The 2467-nt window shown below is 36.6% G+C and carries 2 protein-coding genes; both read right to left on the bottom strand.

Going from position 1 to position 2467, the window contains the following annotated elements:
* Positions 1-227: 227 nt before the first annotated feature.
* Positions 228-2030 carry a DUF3413 domain-containing protein gene (locus AC4GME_RS18680; RefSeq protein WP_490378653.1) on the bottom strand — a complete coding sequence of 601 codons (1803 nt, stop codon included), beginning with the start codon at positions 2028-2030 and terminating at the stop codon, positions 228-230.
* Positions 2031-2038: 8 nt separating this feature from the next.
* The gene (locus AC4GME_RS18675) at positions 2039-2260 is read right to left on the bottom strand and encodes a YejL family protein (RefSeq protein ID WP_490378652.1); all 222 of its coding nucleotides are present in this window, start codon (positions 2258-2260) and stop codon (positions 2039-2041) included.
* Positions 2261-2467 lie beyond the last annotated feature (207 nt).

The raw sequence follows: 2467 nt of genomic DNA, 5'->3' as shown, positions 1-2467 counted from the left end.
TTATGCTCAGCAAGGCGGAAGTCATGCAGTGTAGTTACTCTACATTAATGACTGAGAACGAAGTTGAGTGGAAAAATAGCCCCAGCCCTTCGGGTTGAGCCTGAAAATCCCTCGCTCTGCGTTGCTCATCACTCATTTAGAACAACTAAACCTCGTTCTTCGCGCCTTGATTGAGAAACTTTCAGACTCAACAGGGGCAAACTTCAAAGATAAACAGGCCCTAATATCTAATAAGAATTAAAACGGCGCAGTTTAGATAACACGTCAATTAACAGGGTAATATCAATATCATCATCATCTAATGCTTTTCCTTGCCAGTTGATACTATCTATCTGGCCATCATTTGAAAACTGCGTAATTTTATCGCGTTCATAAATCACATATTTTTTCAAATCACCAGAAAGTAAATATTGGCGTTGACTATTATCAAACAGACTCTGACCACTGCTGTATTGATCTGCACTAGATTGACTACCCAGAAGCTCTTCCATTAAAGTAGGCACAATATCCAGATGGCTAGTCATGCGCGTTATTTGCCGTGCATTTTTTTCACCCGGCCATAAAATCACTAAAGGCACATGAGCATTACTGATAGCGGCTTCTGTACTCGATTTTTTTTCAAATGAAGCACCATGTGTACCGGTAATTAATACGATTGTATTATCCAGCTGTTGTTTCTTTTGTAATGTAGAAATAACCTCTTTGATTTGCTGATCTGTACTTAATACCTGTTGTTGATAGAGCGAAAGTTTCTCGCTTCGTGCGGCTAAGCTTAAAGCAGCAGCGTTTTGAGTTGCCGATTTGTTCGCTTGTTCATAATGCAAAAAGCCAAACCACTTTTGAGTCTCATCTTGTCCTGTAAGCCATTTCTGCCACTTTTGCGTGGTGCTGACGTTGTTATTTGCTGTCGAGTAATTCTTTAATTCCTTGGTTTTTATCTGGCTAAAACTACTTTGTAAAAATTCAGGATGAAGAAAACCTATGCTTGAAAATAGACCAAATTGATAGTTCTGTTGTGCTAAACGCGTTATCAAAACGGGCGGAATATAGTTAAGAGTTATCTCTGACCAGTAGCGATTAGGCAGGGCATAAAACAAGCTGAATAATCCCTGAGGGCGATTGCTGGCGCCACTAAAATGATTCTTATAAGTTAATCCATGCTGACTGAGTTGATATACAAATGGCATGTTTTTTTCATTGAGCATATCTGCACGTAATGCATCAACAGTAATCAGTAAAATATTTTTTGCTGCTGCTGTCGTTTGTGGCGCAAGGTAACTTAAAGGTGTAATTGGGTAACGTAATTCTTTTACCTCACTAGCCGTTTGCTGGCTTATACGTTTAAGTAATTTATCGTCACTTAACCAGCCCTGTTTTTTCAAAAAAGTACGTGCGGTCATTGGATACGAAAGAGGGTAGCTCGCTTTTTGTTGTGTAATGGGACGGTATTGTGTCGCATCGGCCCATATAAATGTTAAATGGGTAATGACAAAAGCCGTAAACAGAAATATTGCGATTGGTTTACCAATTGCTTTTGCTTGTAGAAACCTAGCTTTTTTCCAAACAAAGAAGGAGATAAAAATCTCAATTGCAAAGATAATCGGAATCGAAATATAGTGTAAATTGATTGAGTAAATTTGTTCAACTTGCTCGGGGCGCTGTAAAAACTGCCAAATTAACGGATTCAGATGAAAGTTATAAAGTTTAAATATTTGCGTATCAAGGATTAGAAAGGTAATAGCTGCTGTGCTAATGAGTATGGCACAAAGGCGATATAAGCGTTGAAAGGGAATAATAAACGCCAGCGGGAATAAAATCACCCCAAAAACCATTGCACTTAAAAAACTGAAGTGGCCGATTAAGCTGGTAAATTGATAAGCAATGCCTAACCCAGAATCGGACAAACCCGCATATTTTACATAACGCAGGCCTATCAACGAAACCAGTATCAGGTTGAAAAAAGTAAACCAGTGTCCCCAGCTGATTAAACGGGAGACGCTATCGTGAAATTTATGACCAGTTTCAACCATTTGATTTATTATTCTTTTGTTTTAATTGAAGAGGTAAAGGCTTTGACAAACTTTTCACTAATTTCAGCGCGTTTGTTTACTGGTACATTGTTATTAATAATATGAGTGGTGCTATTACCGAGGATCATTAAACTTAAATCAACTGAAACGTCGTTTTTGCGTAATACATCAATAACTTCATTAAGTATGGTTTCGATTTGTTCATTTGAATATTTAGATATAATTGGCATATTAAGTTACTAACTCTAATAAAAAAAGAAAGTTTATAATAACATATCAATTATAAAGGTGACCTGGTTTTTATTTTTATTAGTGAAATCTATTTTCATATTATTGTTTCTTTCAATGTGTATAATTCAAAAATGCTCTTTAACTCTCTTTTTTTAATATGGTGCAACTGTTATGAATATCTCCGCTAATAATATTATTCTACACTC

This window comes from Psychromonas sp. (genome assembly GCF_983033635.1).
The sequence above is the reverse complement of the archived record's forward strand: the minus strand, read 5'-3'. Positions and strand labels throughout refer to the sequence as shown.